General features: G+C 64.4%; 9 protein-coding genes. All 9 read left to right on the top strand.

All coding sequences use genetic code 11. The features are described from left to right. Positions 1-8 precede the first annotated feature (8 nt). Positions 9-1148 (top strand): ABC transporter substrate-binding protein, encoded by a 1140-nt coding sequence (locus ADADO0_RS08020; protein WP_511304597.1) that lies wholly within the window; start codon positions 9-11, stop codon positions 1146-1148. A gap of 159 nt (positions 1149-1307) precedes the next feature. Then, positions 1308-2807, top strand: coding sequence for an MFS transporter (locus tag ADADO0_RS08015; protein ID WP_511304596.1), 1500 nt, complete (start codon positions 1308-1310; stop codon positions 2805-2807). A 43-nt stretch (positions 2808-2850) separates the two neighbouring features. Continuing rightward, complete coding sequence (locus tag ADADO0_RS08010; protein WP_511304595.1) at positions 2851-3897, top strand: 2,5-dihydroxypyridine 5,6-dioxygenase NicX family protein; 1047 nt, start codon at positions 2851-2853, stop codon at positions 3895-3897. A gap of 134 nt (positions 3898-4031) precedes the next feature. After that, positions 4032-4562, top strand: coding sequence for a flavin reductase family protein (locus tag ADADO0_RS08005; RefSeq protein ID WP_511304594.1), 531 nt, complete (start codon positions 4032-4034; stop codon positions 4560-4562). Between the two features lie 4 nt (positions 4563-4566). Beyond that, entirely contained in the window at positions 4567-4914 is a 348-nt protein-coding gene (locus ADADO0_RS08000; RefSeq protein WP_511304593.1) for a VOC family protein, read from the top strand. A 41-nt stretch (positions 4915-4955) separates the two neighbouring features. Continuing rightward, positions 4956-5537: a carboxymuconolactone decarboxylase family protein gene (locus ADADO0_RS07995; protein WP_511304592.1), complete on the top strand. Its 582-nt coding sequence runs from the start codon at positions 4956-4958 to the stop codon at positions 5535-5537. Positions 5538-5546: 9 nt separating this feature from the next. Beyond that, positions 5547-5912, top strand: a complete 366-nt coding sequence (locus ADADO0_RS07990) for a hypothetical protein (protein WP_511304591.1) — start codon at positions 5547-5549, stop codon at positions 5910-5912. A 786-nt stretch (positions 5913-6698) separates the two neighbouring features. Next, on the top strand, positions 6699-11342 hold the full coding sequence (locus tag ADADO0_RS07985) for a beta strand repeat-containing protein (protein WP_511304590.1): 4644 nt from the start codon (positions 6699-6701) through the stop codon (positions 11340-11342). Next, on the top strand, positions 11233-21717 hold the full coding sequence (locus tag ADADO0_RS07980) for an autotransporter-associated beta strand repeat-containing protein (protein ID WP_511304795.1): 10485 nt from the start codon (positions 11233-11235) through the stop codon (positions 21715-21717). The genes ADADO0_RS07985 and ADADO0_RS07980 overlap by 110 nt, the downstream gene beginning before the upstream one ends. The last annotated feature ends 38 nt before the right edge of the window (positions 21718-21755 follow it).

The raw sequence follows: 21755 nt of genomic DNA, 5'->3' as shown, positions 1-21755 counted from the left end.
GATGACAGATGAATGGGGACGACACCCGCAGGGACGTGCCAGCCGTGGCTTTCCGCGTCAGCCGACGCGGCCTGATCAAGGGAATGGGCGCGGTGGGGCTGGCCGCTCCATTCGTGTCCATGGCCGGCCGGTTCGCACCGGCGCTGGCTGCGGACGCCAGCCTTGAGCCCCTGATCGCGGCGGCCAAGAAGGAGGGCGGCGTCATCGCCCTCGGCAACACCCTTCAGGGCGGCGAGGTGCGCCAGGAAATGGCGAAGCTGTTCCGAACCCGCTACGGCCTGCCGGACAATTTCAACGTCGAGTTCATCATCAAGCCGTCCGGCCAGGTCCAAAAGCAGATCGAGGACGAACTGGCGGCCAACAAGGTAATGACCGACGTGATGTCGATGAACATCCCGTCCTGGATCGCGAGCCTGGTGAAGCGCGAAGCCGTGATGGCGTTCGACGCCCCCGAATATGCCGGCTATGAGGCGTTCAAGGGCCAGCCGGTGTTCTACGGCGTACCCTATTTCGTCAGCGATCCCACCATCATCGCGTCCATCGCCTGGAACACCAAGCTGATCAAGGATGCGACCTTCACCTCCTGGTTCGATCTCCTGAAGCCGCAATATAGCGGCAAGATCACCACCCTCAGCGCGCGCCTCTCGCCCGCCTGGGCTGTGACCTACAAGGCGATGCGCGACCACCCCGCCATCGGCATGAAATTCTTCGAGGGATTGGCCAAGCTGAAGCCGGTGATCATCCCCGCCTCCAACAATGCGGTGGACAAGGTGGTGTCGGGCGAATTCCCCATCACCATTTCCCCGGCCAGCCGGGTGCTCACCGCTTTCCGTCAGGGCGCGCCCGTGAACCAGTCGTTCCCCAAGGAGGGCATCGTGCCATCCCCGGTGGCCTGGGTCGCCTTCAAGAACGCTCCGCGCCCCAATGCCGCGAAGCTGATGGTCAATTTCATCCGCTCGCGCGAGGCCCAGCAGATGATGGCGGACCTCGACGGGCGGGTGTCGGGCCGGCGGGACATCAAGAGCCCGGATGAACGCTTCGTGCCGAGCATCCAGGATCTCACCCTCATTCCGAGCGACGAACTCGCCATCAACGAGGCGGAATATCGCGAGATCGGCCGCGAATGGCAGGACATGTTCGGCCTCTGATCCCTCCTTCTTGCGCGGACAGGAAACCATCCATGACCGGCTCGATGGCGATTGCTCTCGTGCATTGCGCGCGGGAGGAACTTGTGACACCGGCGGCCGCGTGGTTCCAGTATGAGGGGGGATTGGCGTCCTCCGTCTTTTCCAGAACTGGATTCGTCCTTGCCGAAAGATGTTCCCGCCTCGGGGGATGCCGCCTCCGAAGCCTTTTTCCGCTACGTGTTTCCCGCGGTCGGCCTGCCCATGTTCATCGGCGCGATGGATCAGACCATCGTCGCCAGCGCACTGCCGAACATCGGCGCGGCGCTGGGTCGTTTCGACCGTGTGTCCTGGATTGTGATCGCCTATCTCCTGGCCGCCGCCATAGCGGCGCCGGTTTACGGGCATCTGGGGGATCGGTTCGGCCGGCGCCGGCTGATGCTCGCGGCGCTTTGGGTTCTGATGGGTGCCTCGGTGCTGTGCGCGCTCGCGCCGAGCATGGAATGGCTCACGGCGGCGCGGGTTCTCCAAGGCTTCGGCGGCGGCGGCCTTGCCGCGTTATCCCAGGCGTTGATCGGCGAGGCGGTGCCGCCGCGCGACCGTCCGCGCTTTCAAGGCTATCTCGCGGCCATCATCGTCAGCGCCTCGACATTCGGCCCGATAGCCGGCGGCCTGCTCGCGACCGCGTTCGGCTGGCGCTCGATCTTCCTCATCAATCTACCCATGGCGATCTGCGCCATGCTGCTGGTGATGCGCCTCCCGGTGCGTCCCAGGCAGCATGGGCATTCCTCTTTCGATTTTCTCGGCCTCGCGCTGTTCACCCTGTTTATCGTCGCCGGTATGACGCTGCTCCAGATCCTGCGCGGTCCGCTCCTCGCGGATGCCGGCACGTTCGTATTGCTCGCGGGATGCGGGATCGCCGCGTTGGCGGCGCTGTTCTGGTGGGAAGGCAAGTCGCTTCATCCGCTGTTTCCGCTCCCTCTGCTGCGCATGTCGGCCATCTGGAAATGCGACGCGCTGGTCGCCTGCCATGGGGCGGTTCTGGTGTCCCTCATCAGCGTTCTGCCGCTCTATCTCAGGGCGGCGCACGGCTATTCCGCAGCGGACATCGGCCTCTTCATGCTGCCGTTGACGGCGGGCGTGGGGGTCGGGGCTGTCGTGACCGGTCGCCTCATCAGCCGGACCGGGCGAACCGCGATCATGCCCACAATCGGCTTGATCGTGGTCACCGCCATCTTCGCGGGGCTGTGGGTGTGGACGCCCGGACCGTTGATGCTCGCGAGCGTCCTGGGTGTCGCCTCCCTCTTCATGGGCACCGTGATGGGTGTGGCGCAGATCACCGTCGCCATAACGGCCGGTCCCGCCTGGCTCGGCACCGCGGCCGGCTCGGTGCAATTGTCCCGATCGCTCGGCGCGGCGTTCGGGACGGCGTTGGTCAGCATGACCTTCTTCATGGTCATCGCCACGAAAGACCCCGGACATGCGGGGCTGCTGCGCGACTTTCTTCTGGCCGGTCCGCAGGCGGCGCTGGATATCGCGCCGGAGAGCCGCGCCACACTTCTGGGTGCGCTGGACGGTGCCATGGGCGCCTGCTTCGCGGTCATAGCCCTGTTTGCCCTCATCGGAGCGGGGCTTGCCGCGCGCATCCCACTCAAACGCATCGACATGAATCTAGACCCGTAGCCGGCTGGAATGGGCCGGCCTCGAAAAAGCTTGGAGGAAGCCCATGAACGCCCTGGTCACCGGAACCCTGGAATATATCCGCGCACCCCTGGTCGCGAACATCACACCCGGAATGAAGGTGCTGGTGGTGAGTGACTTCGCCCACGACCCACGGGTCTGGCAGGTGGTGATGGCGACGCTTTCTGAGCTGAAGGTGGACGCGACCCTCTCGCTGTTCGATGCCCGCCCCGCCGACTATTACAACCCGCCCGACGCGGTGTGTGAGGCCATGTGCAAGGTGGACGTCAACATCCTCATCGCGTCCACCGGCATGCTCCACTGCCCCGCCAACATGGCCGCCATGGCTGCCGGCGTTCCCGTCATCTGCATGGATGGCGGCATGACACTTGAGATGTTCCAGTCCGGAGCGGTCACGGAAAACCAGAAGGAAATGGCGGTCCGGCAATATTACGTCGCCACCAACATCTTCGGCCGTGAGGCCAAGATGTGCCGCGTCACCTCCAGCTACGGCTGCGACTTCACCTATTCGGTGGAGGGGCGCATCTTCATTCCCAACATGCCCTCGGACGACTTCGTCCCCTACAAGATCCAGAACGTGTCGAAGGTGCAGAACCGCAAATCCGGCCTGCTGCGCTTCCTATACCCCAACGGGGAATTCAACATTCCCCCCGTGGAGGGCACCGGCAACGGCAAGCTGGTCATCGACCTCTGCATGCACCAGCTCGGCCAACTCAAGAGCCCCATCGAGCTGACGATCAAGGACAGCCGCATTGTCGGCATCGAGGGCGGGCCGGACGCGCATTTCCTGCGCAACTATCTCGAGCAATATGGCGACGAGAACTCCACCTTCTGCCCGGCGGAGGCTTCCGTGGGCATCAATTCCAAGGCCCTGATCCGCGGCGTCCAGCGCGAGGACAAGAATATCCTCGGCTCCATGCATTTTGGCCTCGGCACCAACGTGGACGTAGGCGGCACCATCATGTCGAACATCCACATGGATGGCGTGATCCTCCAGCCCACCTTGTATGTGGACGGCGAGATGCGCATCGAGAACGGCCGCTTTCTGCGACCTGTGGACCGCCCGCTTTGAGGCGGTCGGTGTCGCCGGGGCGGACCAGCCCTGACAAGATGCCTCGGCGGCACTGACGGATCAGGAAAAGAGTATTGGAGCGTTCGTCCTCTCACGCTCCATGGTGATTGCTCAGCAATCGTTGGAGTAGAGCCGTGTTGGCCGCAGCGCGCATTCCCCCCGAGAAGACCTACGCTTCTGCCTGCACACCGGAGCGCTACAAGACCGCGCTGCGCCATGTCCCGGCACCGGTGGCGATCATCACCACGCTTCACGACGGCGAGTTCGGCGGCATGACGGCGACGGCGGTCTGCTCGGTGAGCGCGGCGCCGCCGCAGATCCTGGTCTGCGTCAACCGCGACACACGTACCGGGCCGATGATCTCGGCGTCGGGCCGCTTCGCGGTGAATTTCCTGGCCTGGGAGCATCGCGACCTCGCAATGCGCTTCTCCCAGCCCTCCCTCCCGCCCGGCGAGCGGTTCGCCGATGCAGGCTGGACCGCGGCCCAATCCGGCACCCCCATTTTGCCCGATGCAGTTGCCGCCTTCGATTGCCAGGTTGTGGACGCGAACGTCTACGCCACTCACACTGTCTTCATCGGCCAGGTGGTGGAGATCATCGGCGAGGAGCGGGACGCGCTGCTCTATCGCAATGGCCAGTTCCACAACATCCAGCCGGCCGCGTGATCCCATGACCCAATTGCATACCACCTACTACACGGTGCCTGACGTCGGCAGGGCCACCCAATTCTATTCCAAGGTGCTGAACCTACAGGTCTCGTTCACGGATGCCGACCGCTGGGCGCAGTTCAACACGCCGCGCGGCGCCTTTGCCTTAAGCTCGGTGGAAGAGAGCGCGAGCGGGATCGGTCGCGCCGTGGCGGTCTTCACGGTGGACAATCTCGACCAAATTGAAGCGGTGGTGACCGCCCTCGGCGCGCGGGTGGTGTCGCGCCGCGACATGGGCGCCCACGGACGGACCCTGGCCTTCGCCGACCCGGACGACAACATCGTCCAATTGCTCGAACGGGCGAAATAAGCCGGCAGCCTTGCGGCCAAAAAGATCATGAGGAGAGGAAGATGGCTCGTATCCCCTATTGCATGACGGAGGCCGACCTTCCTCCCGAATTCCATGACCTGTTCAACGACATCAAGCGCAAGCGTGAGACCGGCGTCTCCAACATCATCCGCGCGCTATTGAACGCCCCGGCAGTGTTCATCAAGCGCATGGCCTATAGTAACAGCCTGCGCAACGACACCACGCTGGAACGCAGCCACCGGGAGCTTGCCATCCTCACGGTCGGCAGCGTGACGCACAGCGAATACGAATTCGCGCATCACTACAAAGCCGGGCTCAAAGCCGGCCTCACCCGCGAAAAGATCGACGCGATCCAGGATGTCGAGACCACCAATGTCTTCGACGAGAAGGAGCGCGCAATTGTCCGCTTCACCCGTGATCTGACACTGCATGTCACCGCCAGCGATGAAGTCTGGGCGAGCCTGGCGGCCTTCCTGGACAAGCGGCAACTCGTGGAACTGACCCTTCTGGTCGGGTGGTACAACCAGACGGTCCGCGTACTCGCCGCGCTCCAGGTGGATCTGGAACCGGAGTATGCCCTGGTGATGAGCGACGACGCGACCCAAGATTGGAAGATCCGTTGAGGCCGCCCAATGGTGCTCGTCGTTGAAGGCGAAATGACCATCGTTCTGGTGATTGAGGAGACGCGGCTTGATCTCGGCGCCCAGGTGATCGGGGGCCGGCGTTACGCCTGCACATCGCCTTGCGGCTGGCACGCGAGGCGTCCATCGATGCCGCGATCGTGGATGGTTAACATCCGAGGTGGAAATTCCTACCCCGTCTCGGATATCCAGACCGCGCGGGAATTCCATGCGGGAATTCCATTCCTGCTTCTGCGGCGGCGACAGCAACTGGGCGCGAAGAACGGCAGCACCCCCATCCGCGTCTCGCCCGACAATACAAAGGATCTGGCGGACCTGCTGCTGCAATTGTCGGGCGCGGCTAGGCTATCGTTTTGAACACTCAAAGGGGCGGTCGCGTACAGCATAGCTTCCGCTAGCGCCATCAATAGACGATACTGTAAGTAGAAATATGTTTATCTCGGCCAGAATCAACACAGGACTGACGAATAGAAAGATCTTTTTGATATTAAATTAATAAATGATTTTATAATTCTTTTAATTATAGTAAAAAATTATCAATTAAAAGTATGATAATAAATTTTCATCATTAAAATAACAAAAAATATAAAATATTACATAAAATGTTTATTATTTTATATAAATAAAAAATACATAAATATATTTAAAAAAATTATATTATTATACAATGATTTATATCATGATTACAATCAATCATATCAAATAAAATTTATAGTAATAATATGTTTCACGAAGTATCTTTATTTTACATTGTGTAGTTTACATAATTATTTAAACATTTTAAATTTTTTTAGTCAAAAATAAATTTACAATACACATATAAAATTTATAACTTTTTATTGATATTTAAATTCGATAGGAAACATGGATTTACTACAGTATTTATTTTTAATAAAATCATGTAAATTCAATTTTTGCAAAAGATTATTTTAAATATACGATAGTCTGATTTTTAGTCATGGCCTCTGGCGAGGATTACATGGAAGCCTAGATAGGTTGCCATGTTCCCTCTGCGTCGGATAGTCTGGCTGCACATATAGGTGTGTACGATTTTTTTCTAATTTTTGATTTCTTTGGTGGGTTGGGATGAGCCGGAATCAGATTGCCGCGGGCCAGGAAATTTGCGCGCCTAAGGCGAAGCGCATGAGCGCAGACGGTCTCTCTCCACCCTTGCGGCGGACGCTTCTCCTGAGTTCGGCCCTTGTCTCCGCCCTGATCCTGTCGGCCCCGGCGCATGCCCAAGTTTCTGTGAACGGAACGGCCGGCTCAAGCGCGAGTGGAGGCAAGTCCGGCGGCGGCGGCGGCGGCGGCGGCGCGGGCTTCAATGCCACGTCCACGAGAAGTGCCACGAGCGACATCACAGGTGGTGACGGTGGTGACGGCGGAACTCAGGGAGCCAGCGGCTTAGTCGGAAGCGGGGGCAGCGGCATGACGCCTTCCGGCGGTGGCGCGGCCACCGGGGCTGGCACGGCCGGCGGTGTCGGAACCGGAACCAATCTATCGACGGGTTCGCAGACCTCTGGCGGGAGGGGCGGCAGCGGCGGCGGGGGTGGATCCTCCTCGACGAGTGCCTCCACACCCTCCGGCACACCCAGCGCCTCAAATACCGGCAGCGCCGGAAGTGGCGGCAGTGGCGGAACGGGCCTCGTTCTGAATGCCGCGAACGTGGTCTACACGATCGGCGCATTCGCAGTGCAGGGCGGTGACGGTGGCGATGGTGGCGACACCTTCGGCGGCGCCCTGGGCTCGGCGACGGTGGGCGGCGGCTTCGGCGGTTACGGCGGTTCCGGGGCTTACCTCGCGTTGGGCACCAACCAGCTTCTGATCCTCGCCGGCGGCTCCGTCACGGGCGGCAACGGCGGCGATGGCGGCAACCCGGCCAGCGCCGCAACGAGCAGCAATGCGATCACTGTCGGTGCCGCCGGCGGCGGCGGCGTCGGCGTGGTCTTTGCCGCAGGTGGTGGGACACTGACGAACTCCGGCACCATCTCAGGTGGCAATGGCGGTCATGTCACCACGGAGTTCGGCGGTACACTCACCGCGAGCGGTGCCAGCTATTATGCGGGCGGAACCGGCATATCGGGCGCCGGTGGCATCATCACGATCGTCAATAACGGCACGATCAGCGGCGGCGACGGCGGCTATAATACATTCACCGGGGCCTCTCCCGGCCAAGGCGCGAGCGGCATTCAGATTGTGAATGTCACGCGCGCAAGCATCACGAACAATTCAACCGGAATTATCACCGGCGGAAACACTGTGGGCACCGGCGCCACCAATGCGGGCGGTTCTGGCGTCTACCTTTATAGCAATCCGCTCGGGGCAGTTACGCTCACAAACTACGGGACGATCAAGGGCGGGCATAACCCGGATAGCACCATCGGCAATCCCGGCATCTACGTGGTCGGCGCGGGTCAGATCATCCTCGGGGGCGGAAACGTCTCGTCCGGCACGGGCATTGCGACTGACAATGCCATCGAATTCTCGTCGCCATCCAGCGCGAGCATTCTGGAGCTTCGCGACGGATGGAGCATCACCGGCCGGGTGCGTGGCGGGGACAGCGGAGCAAATGCCGCACGGCTGGATCTTGGCGGATCGGTGGACAGCACTTTCGACGTCAGCCTGTTGTCGACCCCCTTTGCATCTGTCCTGGGTAAATTCATTGGCTTTAACAACAATCAGAAGACAGGAACATCCACCTGGACGTTGATCGGGCAGTCCGACAATCCAGCATCATTCAATATCACGACCGGCACCATTATATTGGACGCCGCCAGCCGCACTGGCGGTTTTATGTTCCAGAGCACATCCGGCGGGCGCTTGATCATAGGCGCAGGCGCAACCGTAACCGGCTGCATTTGTGTCAATGCCGGAGGTGCAGTGGAGATCGCGTCGCGGGCGGGCGGCACCAGCCTGACCACCGGCAGCTTCTTCTTCAGCGCGGGCTCAACGGTATCGGTAACGTTGGGCGCCCCCTCCACCACCGCGCTCATTACAGCCGGATCTCTGTATGTATACGGTGGCACCGTCAACGTTGCCAGTGATGGGTCTTTCGGTGCTGGCGACTATACGCTTGTTTCTTATACCGGCGCGTTCGGCACAACGACCCCGTTGACCCTTGGCAGTCTCCCGACCGGCTATACCGGCACCATATCCGTCAATACCACCAGCAAACTGCTGATCCTTTCGGTGGAGGCCCCGCCGCCGGAGCAATACTGGAACGGCGCCAGTGTCGCGGGTGGCGGTCCCTTCGGTGGATCCGGTGATTGGACCGCATCGGGCACCAACTGGACCAATTCCGCCGGCACCACCACCGAGACCTGGGACGACGGCTTCGCCAACTTCACCGCCGGAAGCGGCGGCTCTCCCCTCAACGAGGTGGTGATCAAGGGCGGAGCCGCGGTGAATGTCGCGGGGCTGCGTTTCCTCACGGCCGGCTATGTCATCAGCGGCGATACGGCCGCGGATACCCTGACCCTTGCCGCCGCATCCGGCAAGACCAAGATCGAGGTGGGCACGGGCGTCAACGCCACCATAGCCGCCGTCATCGGCGGGACCACCGGCCTGGAAAAGACCGGCACCGGCACCCTCGTCCTCACCGGCACGAACACCTACACCGGCAACACCACGATCACCGCCGGCACGCTTCAGATCGGCGATGGCGGCGCCAACGGCTCGATCCTCGGCACGGTGGCCAATGCGGGCACGCTGGCGTTCAACCGCGACGACAGTGCCGTCCTGGCATTCGGCGGCCTCATTTCCGGCGCCGGCGCTGTCACCAAGGCGGGCAGCGGCGAAGTGCAGCTTACCGCAGCCAACAGCTACACCGGCGGCACCACCATCACCGCAGGCGTGCTGCGGGTGGGCGATGGAACGTCCGGTTCCATTGTCGGGAACGTCACGGTTACCGGCCCCGGCGTGCTGGTGTTCCAGCAGGCGAGCGGAAGCGTCTTTGCCGGCAACATCACCGGCACCGGCACCGGCGCGGTGAAGGTCCAAGGTGCTGGTGTCAACACGACGCTGACATTCAGCGGCACGAACACTTACAGCGGCGGCACCTCCATATCTGGCATCACCCTGATCGTGGGCAGCGCGGCAAGCGGGTCGATCACTGGAAGCGTCGTGACGGACGATGGGGCGAGCACGCCCACGGCCGGTCGGCTGGCGTTCAATCGATCGGGAGCCGTCACATTTGACGGCCTGGTATCCGGGGCGGGCTCGCTGCGGCAGATGGGGGCGGGGGCGCTCACGCTCACCGGCGACAATACCTACGCGGGCGGGACCGTGATTGATGCCGGCCGCACGCTCTACGTGGGCGCGGGCGGCGCCACGGGTGCGATCGGCAATGGCGATGTGACCAACGGCACCACCGGCAGCGGCGGCACATTGGTCTTCGACCGAACGGGAACCCTGAGCTATTCCGGTGTCGTCACCAACGGCAAGCTGCGGATGCAGGGCGGCGGCACACTGGTGCTGACGGGCACCAATGCCCTCGCGGACGCGGCGGAGGCTGTAACAATCGCGTCGGGATCGACGGTCCAACTGGGCGACGGCACGGGCGTCACCGGCAGCTTTGGTGGGGCAGGCGTAGGTATCGCCAATTCCGGCACGCTGACGTTCAACATCGGCGGGGATGCCAGCACCGGCTACAATTTCTCGAGCAACGTCACCGGTAGCGGCAAGCTGGTGAAAGAAAATACGGGCAGATACGTCGCAATTCTGGGCGACCTGAGCCTGGCCGGCGGCGTCGAGGTCAATGCCGGTATGCTGTTGATCGGGTTCGGAACAACGGGCTCCCTCACCGGCGATGTCGTGATCAACGCAGGTGACTTCGCCTTTAACCGTACCAATGCCTATACCTATTCCGGGAATGTTACGAAGGGCATCACCGGCGGAAGGTTCGGGGTGGGTGGGGCGAGCATCGGCAGCAGCATCACCACGATTCTCGGCAATATAGATCCCGGCATCAGCACCTACATCTCCAACGCGACACTCCAGCTCGGCGACGGCACGTCCGCGGCGGGTACCATTACCGGCCCGATCGCGACCTCCTACAATGCCGGCGCCGGACTGGTGGCCGGCCGGTTGGCGATCAACCACGATGCGGATGAGGTGTTTGCCAACGACATCACCGGCATCGGCCAGTTCCGGCAGATGGGCGGGGATGTCGGCGCCGAGGTGACTGTGACGCTGACAGGTGCGAATTCCTGGTCTGGCGGCACGCTCATCGACCCGTATTCGATACTCCAGATCGGCAACGGCTTGGTCAACGGCGTTGTTGATGGCGTGAACGCCCTGGGCAACGTCTTGAACGACGGGTCGTTGATCTTCAATCAGCCGGACGCTTTCACCCTTGTCGGCGCCGTCAGCGGCAACGGCAGCCTGACCAAGCTGGGAGCGGGCACGCTCACCCTCACCGGTGCCGGCACCTACACCGGCGGCACCACCATTACCGCCGGCACCCTGCAGATCGGCGACGGAGCCTCGACTGTGGCGGGCATCACCGGTGATGTCGTCGATAATTCCGCCCTGGTTTTTAACCTGGTGGGTAGTTCCACTCTCGCCGGGGACATTTCCGGAACCGGTACGCTGACCAAACTGGGGGGCGGGCACGCTGACCGTGGTTGGCGACATCGGCAACGGCGGCACCAAGAGCGTCCAGGGCGGCACGCTTCAGGTGGGCGACGGGACGACCGCAGGGAAGGGCTCGGTCACGGGCAACATTGCTGTGATGACAGGGGCGTCCCTGGCCTTCAACCGACCCGACACCAGCTATGTCTATGCTGACGTGATCTCCGGCGCGGGCGGCGTGAAGATCCTCGGCGGCGGCACGGTGACGTTCACCAATGCCAATCTCTATACCGGGGCCACCAGCATCCTCAATGGCGCCAAACTCGTTGTCGCCGACGGCTCCGGCGGCTTTGATGGCTTCATTGCCAGCGGCGCCGTGGTCCTGGGCGATGGATCGAGCACAGGCACGCTGGTTTTCGACCGGACCGGTACCGTCACCTTCTCCGGAAACATCACCGGCACCGCCGGCGCCCTCGAACACGCCGGCGCCGGCACCCTCGTTCTCAGCGGTGCCGGTAACACCTTTGCCGGCGGCAGCAGCATTACGGGCGGGGGGACGCTCCAGATCGGCGATGGCACCACCGGCTCCATCGCCGGCGATATCGACACCGGTGTTGGCGTGAATGCGGGACGCGTCGTCTTCGCCCTGGGCTCGGCCAGTTTCACCTATGGCGGGACCCCGCCAGGTCATGTCATCAGCGGAGAGGGAAGCCTGGAGAAGACCGGCAGCGGCATGGTCATTCTGCTGGGCCTGAACACCTATTCCGGCGGCACCACCGTAACCGGGGGCACGCTGCAAATCGGCAACGGGAGCGGCAGCTTCCCGAGCGGGATCATCGGCGATGTCAGCGTCGCCAGCGGCGCGACGCTCGATCTGCGCAACACCCTGGTGTCCACCATGACGCTCGGGGATGTCACAGGCCTTGGCACCTTCACCAAGAGCCAGAGCGGCACGGTCGTCATCCTCGGCATCCTCTCGGCGGCGACAAAGACCATCACCGGCGGCACGGTGCAGATCGGCGACGGCACCACCGCCGGCTCCCTCTTGGGCAATGTCACAAACAACGCGACGTTGGTGTTCAACCTGCCGACCGCGCCTAGCGTCTACGACTATACCGGAGAGATCTCCGGCAGCGGCGCGGTGCGCATTCAGGGCGGCCGCGTGGTGCAATTCACCGGCGCCAATTCCTATAGCGGCGGCACCGTGTTGGCGGGCACCCTGATCATTGGCGAGGGCGGCTCCATCGTCGGCCCCGTGGCGACCAATATCGGCGCGATCTCCGGCACACTGGCCTTCGACAATTCTGCGACCTCCACCTTCGCGGGCGTCATTTCGGGTCCCGGCAGCCTGGAGCAGCGCGGCACCGGCACCCTGACGCTGACCGGCGCCAACTCCTACACCGGCGGCACTTTCATCGAGAGCGGCGGCACGCTTCAGTTCGGCGATGGTTCCGTCGATGGCGTGGACCTCGCGGCGGTTGGAGCATTGGGCGACATCGTCAACCAGGGCGTAGTGATCTTCAACCAGCCAGGCAGCTTCACCATCGCGGGCGGCATCTCGGGTGCCGGTGTCTTGGTGAAGGACGGCGGGGGAACGCTGACGCTGTCGAACGGCAACAGCGCGGCCGCGTGGTCGACCCGAATCCTTGATGGGCGCCTCGTTCTCTCCGGAGCCGGCTCCATCGGTGCGGGCTCCATCACCTTCGATGGCGGCACGTTGGAAAAGCCATCGGCCGCGGGTAGTTTTGCGCTTTCACAGGCGATCCTTCTGGAGGCAGGCGGAGGCACCATCGACACCGTCGGCGACCTCTCGCTCCTTGGTGCTGTTTCAGGAGCGGGTGGGCTCACGAAGGCCGGCTCGGGCGGGTTGAGCCTCAGCAATGCAGGCTCGATGACGGGAGACATCGCCGTAACCGGCGGCACCCTCACCGCCGCCGCCTCAAGCACGCTGGGGACCGGCGCCGTCACGCTGTCTGCAAACACCACGCTGGCCGTTGGCGGAACCACCCGCACCATCGCCAACACCATCACCCTGGCGGGTGATGCGACGATTGCCACCGTCGCCCCCGCCACCCTGTCGGGTGCGGTGACCACCTTCGCCGGCAACATCACCGAGAGTGGCGGTGCCAGGAACCTGGTCGTGAGCGGCTGGACGAACGATGGTGGAAACACCATCGTTCTCTCCGGCAGCAACAGCTACAGCGGCACCACCACCCTCTCCTCCGGCACCCTGTCCATCGCCGGCGACGGCAACATCGGTGCCGGGGCGCTATCGCTCGGCGCCGGAACCACATTGGCAGTCACAGCCGCCGGCACCATCGACAACGCCGTGGGACTGACGGGCAACGCGACGCTCGACAACGCCGCAGACGTGACGCTTTCCGGTGTCCTCTCAGGGGCGGCCACCCTCACCAAGACCGGCGCCGGCACGCTGACCCTGAGCAATGCCGGCAACAAGGCCGCCATGAGCGGCGGCATCACGGTCACGGCGGGCACCCTGAGCATCGCCGCGACGAATGTCCTCTCCGCCGGAATCCTGACGCTCGACGGCGGCGCACTCGCTGTCAGTGTTGCAACCACCATCGGTGAAGCCATCGTCCTCGGCGCCAGCGGCGGCAGCATCTCGAATGGCGGTGTCGCCACTCTCTCCGGCGTTATTTCCGGCGCGGGCGCCCTCACCAAGATTGGCGCCGGCATCTTGGTGCTGTCGGGGGACAATACCTACGGCGGGGGCACAACCATCAGCGCCGGCACGTTGCAGGTGGGCGCCGGCGGCGCCACCGGCTCGATCCAGGGCGCGGTCGCCAATAGCGGCACCTTGATCTTCAACCGCGCGGCCGGCTCAGACCTTGCGCTCACCGATGCCGTCACCGGCACGGGTGATCTCGTGAAGCGTGGGGGAAATATTCTGACGCTCTCCGGCGTGAACAGCGCAGGCGCGGTGACGGTGGAGAGCGGCATGCTCGAAATCGGTGCCGGTGTGGGGCTCACCAGCGCCACCGTCACCGTACAGAGCGGCGGCACCCTCAAGGGTATTACCAGTGGCACGGGGACGGCCAGCATAGCCGGGGCGGTCATCATCGCCGACGGCGGCCATCTCCTGGCGGTTCCGAGCAGCGGAGGTTACGGCCTCTCGATGACATCGCTGACCCTCTCGGGCAGCTCGAACCTCGATGTGGACCTCGGCGTGTTGAATACCGCCGTGTTTCAGGCGGGCACCCTCACTTTGGATGGTGTGCTGAACATCACCGATACGGGCGGAATGGCGCTCGGCGTCTACCGCATCATCGATTACACCACCCGCATCGGGACGGGTGACCTGGAAATCGGCACTGCGCCGTCCACATTCGACTTCAGCGTCCAGGTGACGGCGAGCCAGGTCAATCTGATCGTCGGCGGCGGCCTTCGTTTCTGGAACGGCGAAACCCTCACCGGCGGCATGCCCGTGGGTGGCAACGGTACATGGAGCGTTGGGCCGACCAACTGGACCACCGCCGGCGGGGCGGCATCGGACTGGGGTGGCTATGTCGCCGTATTCTCGGGCGCAGCCGGCATTGTCACCGTCGACGGCACCGGCGGGCCGATCAGCACCACCGGCATGCAATTCGCGGTGGATGGCTACAGCGTCCAGGGGGCGCCGATCACCCTCGCATCCGCCGCCGGACAAACCGTGATCCGTGTGGGCGATGGTACCACTCAAGGCGCGTCCTACGTCGCCACCATCAGTGCGTCTCTCGACGGGACGACGGGACTCAATAAGACCGACCTCGGCACGCTCATCCTGAGCGGCACCAACACCTACACCGGCGGAACCACGGTTTCCGCCGGTACGCTTCAGCTCTCGGGTCTTCTGGCCACCGAGGGCACAATCCTCGGCGACATACTGGTCCAGTCGGGGGCGACGCTGGCGTTCGCTCGTCAGAGCGCGATAACCGTCTCCAGCAGCATCTCCGGGGCCGGAGACGTGGTCCAGAAGGGACCCGGGACCATCACGCTCAACGGGACGAACACCTATTCCGGCGCGACCACGATCGAGAGTGGCATCATCAACGCGAGCGGCGGCTCCGCCATCGGCGACACCAGCGCCGTACTCGTCGCCGGCACCTTCGGCGTGCTCAATTCGGAAGTGATCGGATCCCTGGCTGGAACGGGCGCCGTGCGTCTCGCGTCCGGCCAGATCCTGACCACCGGCGGCAACAATGCGGATACCACCTTCTCCGGGCGGCTCGTGCAGAGCGGCGGGCTGACCAAGGTCGGCACCGGCACCATGACCATGACCGGCGCCAACACCTACACCGGTGCCACGGTGGTGGATGGCGGGCGGCTCGCCATCGGCGGCGGCGCCTCGCTCTCCGACAGCAGCGGCCTGACCATCGCCTCGGGCGCCTCGCTTGAGTTGCTGAGCGCGGACGAGACCGTGGGCTCGCTGACAGGCGCGGGCGAAGCGCTGCTGAATGGCTACCGGCTGATAGCCGGCGGCGACAACAGTAGCACCAGCTATTCCGGTATCATGAGCGGCACTGGCGGCCTGACCAAGACCGGTACCGGCACAATGACCGTGACCGGCGCCAACAGCTTCACCGGTGGAACCGATATCACCGGCGGAACGCTGGCGATCGGCGGAGGCACCTCCCTCTCCGATACGGCGAGCCTGACCATCGCGGCGGGCGCGGCGCTGATCCTGACGGATGGGGACGAGACCGTGGGCTCGCTCGCCGGCGCGGGCGACGTGACCCTGAATGGCTTTCGGCTCATCGCCGGAGGCGACAACAGCAGCACGATCTATTCCGGCACGCTGGACGGTACGGGTGGACTGACCAAGACCGGCACCGGCACCCTGACACTCGACGGCACCAACACCTATAGCGGCGCCACGAACATCACGGCGGGGACTGTGCAAGTGTCCGACGCCGCCGCGCTCGGCTCCGGCGCCCTCGCGCTTGAGGGCAGCGGCACGCTTCGGGCCAGCGCCACCTTTGGCTCTGGCGCCGCCATCTCGCTGACCGCCTCCGGCACCGGCGGCGGCACGTTCCAAGTGGACGGCGGGATGATCCTCACTCTTACCGGGCTGATCTCCGGCACCGGCAGCCTTAGCAAGACCGGTACCGGTGAATTGGTGATCGGCAGCGGCACGCCTAATAGCTACGGGGGGGCGACCAATGTGGACGCCGGCACGCTGCGCGCCATCGGCGGCAACGCCATCGGCGATACAAGTATTGTTACGGTGACGGCTGGCGCCGCCCTTATCCTCGACGCAGCCGAGACCATCGGTGTGCTCGCAGGAAGCGGCGCGGTGACGCTGAACGGCACGCTGACCACCGGCGGCACCCATGCTGACAGCACCTATGCCGGCGCCATGGACGGCGCGGGCGGCCTGACCAAGACCGGCACCGGCACCATGACCCTGACGGGGACCAATGCCTATTCCGGGGCGACGATTGTGGATGGTGGGCGCCTCGCCATCGGCGGTGGTTCCTCGCTGTCCGACACCGCAGGTCTGACGATCGCGGCGGGCGCTTCGCTGGAACTTCTGGATTCCAACGAGACGGTCGGTGCGCTCGCAGGGGCGGGTGGCGTCACGCTCAACAGCCACCAGCTCTTCGTCGGCGGGGACAACAGCAGCAGCGTCTATTCCGGCATCATGAGCGGCACCGGCGGTCTCACCAAGACCGGTACCGGCACCATGACCATGACCGGGACCAACACCTTCACCGGCGCAACCGGCATCACCGGCGGAACGCTGGCGATCGGCGGCGGCGCCTCCCTTTCGGATACATCGGCGTTGTCGATTGCCGCAGGCGCGGCGCTGGTTCTGACCGATGCGGACGAGACCGTGGGATCGCTCGCGGGCGCAGGACATGTGGCGCTCAACGGCTTCCGGCTGACGGTCGGCGGCGATAACAGCAGCACCGCCTTCTCCGGCGCGCTGGACGGCGCGGGCGGCCTGACCAAGACCGGCACGGGCACGCTGACCCTCGAAGGCACCAACAGCTTCAGTGGCGGCGCTGCGATCACCGGCGGTACCGTGCAGGCGTCCAGTGCGGCGGCGCTCGGCTCCGGCGGCCTTTCCTTGGAGGGCGCGGGAACGCTCCAGGCCAGCGGCAACATCGCCTATGGCGGCACGATCTCCTTGACCCCGTCGGGGGGCGCGGGCGGCGGTACCTTCCAGGTGGACGGCTCGCGAACGCTGGAACTGACCGGCGCCATCTCCGGGACGGGAGGCCTCGACAAGACGGGTGCGGGCACCTTGATCCTGGGGGGCGGCGGCGCCAACACCTATGGTGGCGCGACCAACATCAACACCGGCACCCTGATTGCCACCGGTGGCGATGCCATCGGCAACACAAGCGCTGTGACGGTCGCGTTCGGCGCAATGTTCGTCGTGGCGGGCAACGAGACGGTCGGCTCCCTCGCCGGAACCGGCCAGGTGACGCTGAATGCCAACCTGACCTCGGGAGGCGCCGCCGACACCGTGTTCGACGGCAATATGACCGGCAGCGGCGGCCTGACGAAGACCGGTACCGGCACTCTGACCCTCACAGGGACCAACACCTTTACCGGCACCACCGCGGTTTCCGCTGGCGGGCTTGATGTCGCGGGCCGTCTCTCGGGCGATGTCACGGTCGCGAATCTCGCGACACTTGGCGGCAGCGGCAGCATCGCCGGTACCGTCAACGTGCAGACCGGGGGCACGCTCACCGGCGCCCAGCCGGCGGGTCTCAGCATGGGCGGCCTCAACCTTGCTGCCGGGTCGAGCCTAAATGTCACGCTGGATGCGCCGAGCCAGACCGCCGTATTCAACGTCACCGGCGACCTGACGCTGGGCGGCACCATGAACGTCACCGGCGTCGGTGGCTTCGGCGCGGGTGTCTACCGGATCTTCAGCTATGGCGGCACGCTCACCGATAACGGGATTGCGCTCGGCACCTTCCCGGCCGGCTATGAGGGCGGCTTGCAGACGTCGGTGGCAAACCAGGTCAACCTCTTCGTCGAGAGCCCGCCTTACTCCACCGGCTTCTGGAACGGCGCTTTCACGACACCGCAGCAGACCGTCGCGGGCGGTAGCGGCACATGGTCAGCGGGGCCTCTGACCAACTGGACCAACGCCAGCGGCACCATTTCACGCGCCTGGAGCAGCGGCTTCACGGTGTTCCAGGGTACGGCCGGAACCGTGACGGTCAGCGACGATGCCGGGGTCATCGCCGTTACCGGCATGCAGTTCTTCGTCGATGGCTATCAGGTGGAGGGGGACAGCATCGCTCTCGGCGCCATCGGCGCGCCCACGACGATCCGCGTCGGCGACGGGACGGCGGACGGGGCCGGCTACAAGGCCATGATCGCCGCGCAGCTCACCGGCACCTCGGGCATGGAGAAAAGCGACCTCGGGACGCTCATTCTCACCGGCACGAACAGTTATGGCGGCGGCACGGTGATCGCGGCCGGCACTCTGCAATTGGGCAATGGCGGGACCTCCGGCTCCATCGTCGGCGACGTCGCCAACCATGGCGTCCTCTCCTTCAACCGCAGCGATGCCACGACCTTCTCGGGAGCCATTTCCGGCGACGGCGCAGTGTTGCAGACAGGAACCGGCACCACCATCCTCGTCGGGACCAATACCTACACGGGCGGGACCATCATCGCCGCCGGCACGCTTCAGATCGGCGACGCGGGCACTGCGGGCTCGCTTGTCGGCGACGTGCTGACGATCGGCACCCTGGCGTTCAACCGAAGCGACGAATTGGTCTTCGCGGGCACCATCTCCGGCAGCGGCACCCTGGCGCAGATCGGGACGGGCACGCTCATCCTCACAGGCGATAACACCTATACGGGCGGGACAATCATCGCCTCCGGCACGCTCCAGGTCGGCAATGGCGACGTGGGCGGCTCCATCACCGGGAATGTGACCAACAACGGCACGCTGGTGTTTAACAATTCCGACGACGTGAGTTTTGATGGCAGTGTCTCAGGGGGCGGTGCGCTCATCCATGCGGGCTCCCGCACTCTCACCCTCACCGGGGATAATGTTTCTCTCGGCCTGACGACCATTGTGTCAGGCACACTCCGGCTCGGTAACGGCGGCACAAGCGGTTCGCTGGACGGCGACGTGCTGAACAACGGAGCCTTGGTGTTCAACCGTGCCGACCAATTGGACTTCCACGGTGCCATCGCTGGCTCTGGCTTGGTGACGCAGACCGGCACGGGCGTGATCACACTCAGCGGACTGAATAGCTATGCGGGTGGCACGCAGATCCTCGCGGGCACGCTGCAGGTGGCATCCGACATCGCCCTTGGCGCAGCGGCCGGCGGTTTGGCCATCTCCGACGCTACCTTTGGTGCCATTGCCTCATTCTCCACCTCCCGCGCGATCACTCTGGCCGGTTCGGCCGGTATCGCGGTCGCGGCCAACGAAACGTTGACGCTTTCCGGGGTCCTCGGTGGGGCCGGGATGCTCATAGCGGCAGGCCCCGGAACGCTGGAACTCAACGGCGCCAACACCTATGCGGGCGGCACCAGCATCCAGGCCGGCCGACTGAAGGTGGGCGCGGACACCGCGCTCGGAGCGACGCCCGCCGGCTTGGCGCTCAACGGCGGTACGCTCGCCGCCTCCGCCAGCTTCGCCAGCGCAAGGGAGGTGACGCTGGGGGCCTCCGGTGGCACGTTCGAGATTACCGGAGCAGCGGATACGCTAACCCTTTCTGGCGTGATTTCCGGCCAGGGCGGGCTGACCAAGACCGGCGACGGCGTCCTCGTCCTGTTGGGTGAAAACATCTACGGCGGCGTAACGACGATCAATGCCGGCACCCTCCAGCTGGGCAATGGCGGCGCGTCCGGCACGATCATGGGCAACGTGGTGAACAACGCCACCCTCGCCTTCAACCGGTCCGATAGCTACACATTCCCCGGCACGATCTCAGGCGCTGGCAATGTGACGTTCGAGGGTGGCGGGACGGTCCTGTTCACCGCACCGGGCGGCTTCACCGGCGCCGTAACCGTAGACCAGACCGTGGTTGAGCTTCAGCAAGCCTCCACCACCACCTCCAATTTCGCCATCAACGCCGGCGGCATCCTGGGCGGGACGGCGACCATCGGCGGCCTGACGGTCAACACCGGCGGCACGGCGGCGCCGGGCTACTCGCCGGGCACCCTGACGGTCAACGGGGCGGTGGCGTTCAATGCCGGCGCGCTCTACCAGGTGGATGTGACCACGGCGGGGGCCCACGACCTGATCATCGCCACCGGCACCGCGACCCTGTCCTCCAGCGCCCATGTCGAGGTTCTGGCGGAATACGGGCGCTATCCCGCGCTGAGCCAGATCACCATCCTGACCGCCGCGGGCGGGGTGAGCGGGCAGTTCAGCGAGGACGTGACCTCCAACTTCGCGTTCCTGACCCCGGAACTGACCTATGACGCGACCAACGTCTATCTGACGCTGACCTATACCGGCATCGACTTCGTGGAATACGCCCAGACGCCGAACCAGGCCAACGTGGCTGTGGCGGCGCAGGCGCTGGGCGCGGCAAGCCCGGTGTTCGAGGCGATCTTCGGGCTTGCGGCGAACGAGGTGCCGGCGGCGTTCAACCAGCTCACCGGCGAGATCTACCCCTCGATCAACACGGTGATCCAGCAGGAATCCACGTATCTGCGCGATGCGGTCGGCGCCCGGCTGCGCCAGTCGGTGACGCCGCAGGGCGCCTCCGCGCTGAGCTATGCGGCGCAGGCGGCGGGCCCGGCCAACACCAAGCTGAGCCAGGACCTGACGCCGACGCTGTGGATGCAGGGCTATGGCGGCTGGGGCAATGCCTTCGGCAACACCAATGCCGCCTCGATCTCCAGCACGGTGGGCGGGTTCTTCGCCGGTCTCGACGTCAGCGTGCTGGACAATGTGCGGGCCGGCGTGGTGGCCGGGTTCAGCCAGACCCAGTTCGACGTCGACGCGCGCAACTCCTCCGGCACGATGGATAATTACGACATCGGGTTCTACGCCGGCGGCCAGTTCGGGGCGTTCGCGCTGCGCGGCGGGGCGTCCTACACTTGGCACGACATCAGCGTGTCGCGCTCTATCGTGTTCCCCGGCTTCTCGGGGTCGACCAGCGCGGGCTACACGCTGGGCACGACGCAGGTGTTCGGCGAGGTGGGCTACGACTTCAACATCGGCGCCTATGCGTTCGAGCCGTTCGCGGGCCTCGCCTACCTCAACATCTCGGGCGGAAACCTCGCCGAGAGCGGCCTTGCCAGCAACGGGGCGGGGCTGAACGTCAGCACCGACAGCCAGAACACGCTCTACACCACGCTGGGCCTGCGCGCCGCGACCTCGCTGTCGCTGGGCGGGCGGACCCTGACGCCGAGCGCGACGTTGGGCTGGCAGCACGCCTTCGGCGACACCACGCCGACCGCGACCATGCTGTTCCAGAGCGGCGCGACGCCGTTCGCCATCTCCGGCGTGCCGATCGCGCAAAACACCCTGCTGCTGGGCGCGGGCCTCGCCTACGCCCTCTCCGACCTTGCCACCCTGCAGGTCAACTACACCGGCCAACTCGCCGGCGACGCCTCCCAAAACGCCTTCACCGCCCAATTCTCGCTCAAGTTCTGAGCGGGGATCCCTGTTCGATCAGGCGAGCGGCGTATGGG

The organism is Aquabacter sp., assembly GCF_965279295.1.
Taxonomy (GTDB): Bacteria; Pseudomonadota; Alphaproteobacteria; order Rhizobiales; family Xanthobacteraceae; genus Aquabacter.
This window is presented reverse-complemented; position numbering and strand designations above follow the sequence as displayed.